This window comes from Pseudonocardia lacus (assembly GCF_018531445.1).
Classification (GTDB): domain Bacteria; phylum Actinomycetota; class Actinomycetes; order Mycobacteriales; family Pseudonocardiaceae; genus Pseudonocardia; species Pseudonocardia lacus.
On the sequence record NZ_JAHDTH010000314.1, the window covers coordinates 1 to 5,962 of the forward strand.

The following is a 5,962-nucleotide window of genomic DNA, read 5'->3' on the forward strand; positions in this document are numbered from 1 at the left end:
GGCCACCCCGGCGGCTGCGCCGAGCGTGGCCGGCCCGACCACGGCCGCGCCGACCACGGCGACGCCCACCGCCCCGGCCCCGCCGACCAAGTCCTGAGGAACGGGGCCGCCCGGTTGGCCGGCCCTTCCGTCAGCGGAAGGCGCCGGCCATGGGCCGGGCCACCATCGGCGGCCCGGCGATCACCGGCACCGGCACCGGCAGCCGGTGCACGGTGACGTTCCAGTAGCGAAAGTCCGGGTCGGCGTCGCGCCAGGCGTCGGCCAGCCGGGTCGCGGCCTCGGCGGTCACCCGCCTGCGGGGCCGCGGGCGCATCCGGCAGCGCTCGCGGATCTCCCGGTCCAGCGCGTGCCAGGCGTCCGACGCCGTCGTGTGCACGCTGAGCATCGGTCCGCCGTCGTCGCCGACCAGCAGCGTGTACGCGCTCACCACCTCGTAGGGCACGGGTCCCGACCCCCTTCCCCCGCCGTCTCACGCCGGCCTTCGTTCCCGCCCGATCGGTCCGCGACGACGCCGGCGCGTTCGGGTAGTCAACGCGATCACACCGGTCGGGTGATGCACCGGCACGCCGTCGTGCGCCCAACGGCGCGACGGCCGCGCACAGTCGCCGCGCCCGAGCGCTCCGCGGTCGGTCGGTACCCACGAACGGTGGCTCAGGAGTGCACGGGCACCCGGGCGAGGAACTCCACGACCTCGTCCACGACGACGTCCAGGTGGCTCTCCAGCAGGAAGTGGCCGCCGCCCTCGACGAGCCGGATCCGCGCGTCGGGCAGGTCGCGGGCGAAGGCCAGCGCCCCGGCCGGCACGAAGATCTCGTCGCCGGCCCCCCAGACCGCCAGCAGCGGCACCCGGCTGGTCCGGAAGTACTCGTGCACCGCCGGGTAGAGCGGCGGGTTGGTGGCGTAGTCGCGCATCAGCCGCACCTGGACGCGGTCGTTGCCGGGTCGGCTCACGCCGGCGTGGTCGAGGGTCCAGGTGTCCGGGTCGACCAGGTCGGGCTCGGCCACGCCGTGCAGGTACTGCCAGCGGATGGCGTCGAGGGCGAGCGCTCCGCGCACCCCTTCCTCGGTCCGCGGGTCGGGCGCGGCCCAGAACTGCCGGATCGGCGCCCAGAAGCCCGGGTCGAAGCCGTCCTCGTAGGCGTTGCCGTTCTGGGTGACGATCGCGCGGATCGCGTCGGGGCGGCGCAGCGCGAGCCGCCAGCCGACCGGTGCCCCGTAGTCCTGCACGTAGATCGCGTACCGGTCGACGTCGAGCGCGCGCAGCAGCCCCTCGGTGATGTCGGTGAGGGCGTCGAAGGTGTAGTCGAACTCCTCGGCGGGCGGCGCGTCGGAGTGCCCGAAGCCGAGCATGTCCGGCGCGATCACCCGGTGCTGGCGCGCCAGCGGCGGGATCAGCCCACGGAACATCCGCGAGCTGGTGGGGAAGCCGTGCAGCAGGACGACGGCGGGGGCGGCGGGGTCGCCCGCCTCCCGGTAGGCGATGCGGTGGCCGTCGACGACGGCGGTGCGGTGGTGGACCGGGACCATGACTAACCCCTTTGGATGCGTGAACTGGTTAGTCGACGGTCGCATCCCGTCGACTAACCTGTCAAGCGCTCTTAGTGAGTTAGAGGGTTAGCGTCCCAGCGACACCGAGGACATGTTCAGGTCGGGCACCCGCACCGGAGGCATGGCCGTGCGGGTGAACCAGTCCTTCCACTCCCGCGGCAGCGTGCGCTCGGTCGCCCCGACCTCCGGGGTGCGGCGTAGGACGTCGAGCGGCGAGTGGTTGAACCGGAAGTTGTGGTCGACCTCGCCGACCACCTCCCCGCCCTCGACCAGGTACACGCCGTCGCGGGTGAGCCCGGTGAGCAGCAGCGTGGCCGGGTCGACCGGGCGGATGTACCAGAGGCAGGTCAGCAGCAGGCCGCGCCCGGTGCCGGCGACGAGGTCCGCCGTCGTGGCCGACGAGCCCCCGGTGAGCAGCAGGTTGTCGCCGCCGGGGGTGAACGCCGTGCCGAACTCGGCGGCCTCGGCCCGCGAGTAGGCCAGCTCGCCGATGACCCCCTGCTTGATCCACTCGACGCGGCGCGTCGGCGCGCCGTTGTCGAACACGCTGATCCCCTCGCCCGAGCGGGACGCGGTCAGGAACGGCTCGTACTCCAGGCCGGGCGCCGCCGGGTCGCTGGCCAGGGTCAGCGGGAGGTCGGTGAGCCGCTCGCCGGTGCGCGGGCCGTCCGGCCCGGCCAGCGCGCTGCGCCCCTCCTGGGCCGGGCGCCCCTCCATCGACCAGGCCAGGTAGACCATCAGGTCGGCGACCGCCGACGGCGGCAGGACCGTCTCGTAGCGCCCCGGCGGGAGGGCCACCTTCCGCCGGCCCCACTCCAGGCGCCGCGCGGCCTCCGCGGCCAGCGCCACCACGTCGACGTCGGTGAAGTCGGCGGTGGAGGCGCCGGTCCACGCCGAGCCCGCCAGGTCCGGCGTCTTGGCGTTGAGCTCGATCGAGCCGGTCGGCTGCACCCAGCGCCTGCGCAGGCCGGTCGAGGTGCCCAGCCAGGTGGTGGTCAGCTCGTGGCTGGCGAACCCGGACTGGCGCTGTGGACCGGCCAGCACCTCGGACAGGCCGGTGGCCAGCGGACCGAACACCCCGATCGAGGTCTCCGCGCCCGCCTCGTCCCAGCCGCGGTCGTCGCCCGCGGACTCGGGCAGCGGGGCGGCGTCCTCCGCCGGCCCCGCGTCGCGGGCCGCGGCCTCGGCCGCCGCCACCAGCTCGGCCAGCTGGCCGGCCGCGGTGACCGCGGCGCTGGAGCTGGCCACCCCGGCCGCGACGCCGCCCTCGACCGCCACGAACGCGACCACGGTGACCCGGCCGGACGTGGTGTGCCCGTTGGTCGTCATCGTCGAGTTCGCCCAGCGCAGCACCGCCTCGCTGGTCTCGCGGACGAGCACCGCGCAGCCGTGCAGCCGGGTCGCCGCGGCCAGCGCACCCTCGACGACGTCCTGGGCCCGCCAGCGGCGGGCCGCCACCCCTGCGTCGGTCACTGCCCCTCCTCCTGGGTGTTGAGCACCGAGATCCCGCGGAAGCGGGCCGCCGGGCAGCCGTGGCTGACCGGCGCGGCCTGCCCGGGTTGGGCCTTGCCGCAGTTCATGGCGCCGCCGAGGCGCCAGGTCGACGAGCCGCCGACCGCGTCCATCGCACCCCAGAAATCGGTGGTGGTGGCCTGGTAGGCGACGTCGCGCAGCTGCCCCGCCAGCCGACCGTCCTCGATCCGGAAGAACCGCTGCCCGGTGAACTGGAAGTTGTAGCGCTGCATGTCGATCGACCACGACTTGTCGCCGACGACGTAGATGCCGCGTTCCACGCCGGCGATCAGCTCCTCGGTGGTGGTGTCGCGGGCCGGGTCGGGCCGCAGCGACACGTTCGCCATCCGCTGCAGCGGCACGTGGTGCGGGGAGTCGGCGAAGGCGCAGCCGTTGCTGCGCTCCAGGCCGAGCCGCGGCGCGAACGTGCGGTCGAGCTGGTAGCCGACGAGCACGCCGTCGCGCACGAGGTCCCACTCGGTGGTCGCCACGCCGTCGTCGTCGTAGCCGATGGTGGACAGCCCGTGCGGCACGGTCCGGTCGCCGGTGACGTGCATGTGCTCCGAGCCGTAGCGCAACGTCCCGAGCTTGTCGGGGGTGGCGAAGCTGGTGCCGGCGTAGGCGGCCTCGTAGCCGATGGCCCGGTCGTACTCGGTGGCGTGGCCGACCGACTCGTGGATGGTCAGCCACAGGTTGGTCGGGTCGATCACCAGGTCGGTGGGCCCGGCGGTCACGGTCGGCGCCTTGGTCTTCTCGGCCAGCAGCTCGGGGATCTCGCGCAGCTCGCCGTCCCAGTCCCAGCCCTCGCCGGTCACGTACTCCCAGCCGCGCCCGGCCGGCGGGGCCAGCGAGGCCATCGACTCGAAGCCGCCCGCCGCCCGGTCGACGGCGGTCGCGGTGATCGTCGGGGAGATCCGCACCCGCTGCTGGACGGTCGTCGTGCCGGACAGGTCGGCGTAGAACTTGCACTCCCTGACCTGCTCCACCCCGGCGTGCACGTGGTCGACCCCGTCGCCGGCCAGCAGCCGCTGCGAGCGCTCGACGAGCAGCTCGACCTTCTCGCGGGTGGGCACGAGCAGCGGGTCGACGCCGTAGTCCGACACCCACACCGCGCCGGCGTGCAGGGGTTCGTCGGCCCGCTCCACCCGCTCGACGGCGACCGGCGCCAGCGTCCGGGCCACCTCCACGGCCCGCTCGGCCGTCGCCGCGGCCCGCCGCGGGGTCAGCTCGACGTGCGAGGCGAACCCCCACACGCCGTCGACGACGACCCGCACCGCGAGCCCGACGGTGGTCGAGTCGCCGATGCCGGTGACGCGGCCGTCGCGCAGGTCGATCGACTGGCTGACGATCCGCTCGACCCGCAGGTCGGCGTGCGAGGCGCCGAGCTCGCGGGCCCGTCCGAGCGCGGCGTCGGCGAGGGCGGTGAGCGGCAGGGCGCGGAACTGCGGGTCGATCCGGTCGGCCGGATCGTCGACGGGGGCCATGCCCGCAACGTAACCCGCCGGGCGGGGACATCCCGGGATCGCTACGCGGCGTGGCGACGCCCGCCTCGCCCGGAGGCCGGGACCGCCGCTCGGATACCGTGATCTCCTCCGACGAATTGGCCCTTGCGCTGCACGTTCGTCCTGAGAACCATGCGCTGCATGAGCATGCCGGCGGCCTCCGGCCCCGCCGACTGGATCACGCTCTGGGGTTGTGCCGGCCAGCTGGCCGCCGCCCGGGACACGGCTCCGGAGACCGTGTTCCTCCCTATCGGGTTGTGCCTGGAGGACCCGGCGACCGCGGCGAGGTGGGAGTACACGACCACCCCCGCCGACGGCCTGACGTTCGCCTCCACCGGCCGCAACGGTGTGCACTTCTCCTTCGTCGGCGACAGCGCGGGCCCGGTGGTGATGACCGTGCCGGCCGCCTTCGACTCCCCCAACCGGGTCGTCGGCGGCGACCTGCGCGAGTTCCTCGCGCTGGGCTGTCGCACCGGCTACCGGCGGCTGGAGGCACTGGCCCACGGCTTCGCCCGGCGCGACGCGATCCGGCGGCTGGGCGCCGACGCCGAGGTCGACACGTCCGAGGCGGAGGCCGAGCTGCTCGGCCGGTTGCGCGCCGCGCTCGACCTGCGCCCGTGGCCCGACGTCGGCGGCCGGCTGGCCGAGCTGGCGGCGGCGGGGTAGCGCTCACCGACCGGGCACTTCCCCCTGCCGGGCGCCGGCCTCGGCGACGAGCCGCGCGTAGCGGGTGCCGGCCGCCAGCAGGAGCAGCCCGGCGCCGAGGAACGCCCCGACCCGGGCGACGCCGTCCAGCGCGACCAGGTCGAACAGCACCAGCTTGGCCACCGCCGCCCCGACCAGCACCAGGCCGGTGACCCGCAGCGCGGGCCGGCGGATGCCGCGGGCCAGCAGCACCAGCGCACCGACCGCCCAGGACACGGTGACCACCGCGTGGCCCGCGGTGAAGCCGGCCCGGTCCGGATCGACCAGCAGCGCGAGCGCCACCACCAGGGTCCCGGCGCCGTGCAGCCCGACCAGTCCGATGGGCGCCCACAGCCGGGCCGACGCCGCGTCCGGGCGGACCCAGCCGACCCGCCCGCAGCCCACGAGCACCGCGACCGCCAGCACGAGCACGAGCCCGGCGATGCCGGCCGCCCGGGCCAGCTCCCCGGTGCCGACCAGGTACGGGAAGGCGGCCGGCGGCGGCGCGTGCTCGAACCCGGCCAGCACCCCGAGCGCGCCCAGCACCATCCCCGCGACGAGCGGGAACCGCTCGCGGGTCAGCACGGCGACGACGGCCGCCACCACCGCCTCGCCGAGCACGGCGGTCACCGCGCCGGCCCCGTCGAGCAGCAGCGTCGTCCCCTGGAACACGGCGAACACGGCCGCGGCCGCCGCGGTGAGCCGGACGGCGCGCG

General features: G+C 75.3%; 6 protein-coding genes. 1 reads left to right on the plus strand and 5 read right to left on the minus strand.

Annotated elements, in window-relative coordinates:
* Positions 1–130: 130 nt before the first annotated feature.
* The 4 genes from KIK08_RS36575 to KIK08_RS36590 all read right to left on the minus strand — a co-directional run bounded on the left by KIK08_RS36575 (position 131) and on the right by KIK08_RS36590 (position 4,544).
* Positions 131–442: a hypothetical protein gene (locus KIK08_RS36575; protein ID WP_214407900.1), complete on the minus strand. Its 312-nt coding sequence runs from the start codon at positions 440–442 to the stop codon at positions 131–133.
* Between the two features lie 209 nt (positions 443–651).
* Positions 652–1,527: an alpha/beta fold hydrolase gene (locus tag KIK08_RS36580; protein WP_214407901.1), complete on the minus strand. Its 876-nt coding sequence runs from the start codon at positions 1,525–1,527 to the stop codon at positions 652–654.
* 87 nt (positions 1,528–1,614) lie between these two features.
* The gene (locus KIK08_RS36585; protein WP_214407902.1) at positions 1,615–3,021 is read right to left on the minus strand and encodes a metallopeptidase TldD-related protein; all 1,407 of its coding nucleotides are present in this window, start codon (positions 3,019–3,021) and stop codon (positions 1,615–1,617) included.
* On the minus strand, positions 3,018–4,544 hold the full coding sequence (locus KIK08_RS36590; protein ID WP_214407903.1) for a TldD/PmbA family protein: 1,527 nt from the start codon (positions 4,542–4,544) through the stop codon (positions 3,018–3,020). Before KIK08_RS36590 ends, KIK08_RS36585 begins: the two co-directional genes overlap by 4 nt.
* Before the next feature lie 159 nt (positions 4,545–4,703).
* Here KIK08_RS36590 and KIK08_RS36595 point away from each other — a divergent pair, with 159 nt between their 5' ends.
* A complete protein-coding gene (locus KIK08_RS36595; RefSeq protein ID WP_214407904.1) occupies positions 4,704–5,228 on the plus strand; it encodes a hypothetical protein in 525 nt (174 codons plus the stop codon).
* Between the two features lie 3 nt (positions 5,229–5,231).
* On the opposite strand, the gene KIK08_RS36600 is transcribed toward KIK08_RS36595, so the two are convergent.
* Positions 5,232–5,962, minus strand: a 731-nt coding sequence (locus KIK08_RS36600; protein ID WP_214407905.1) for a DUF2339 domain-containing protein, incomplete at its 5' end; no start/stop codon positions are given.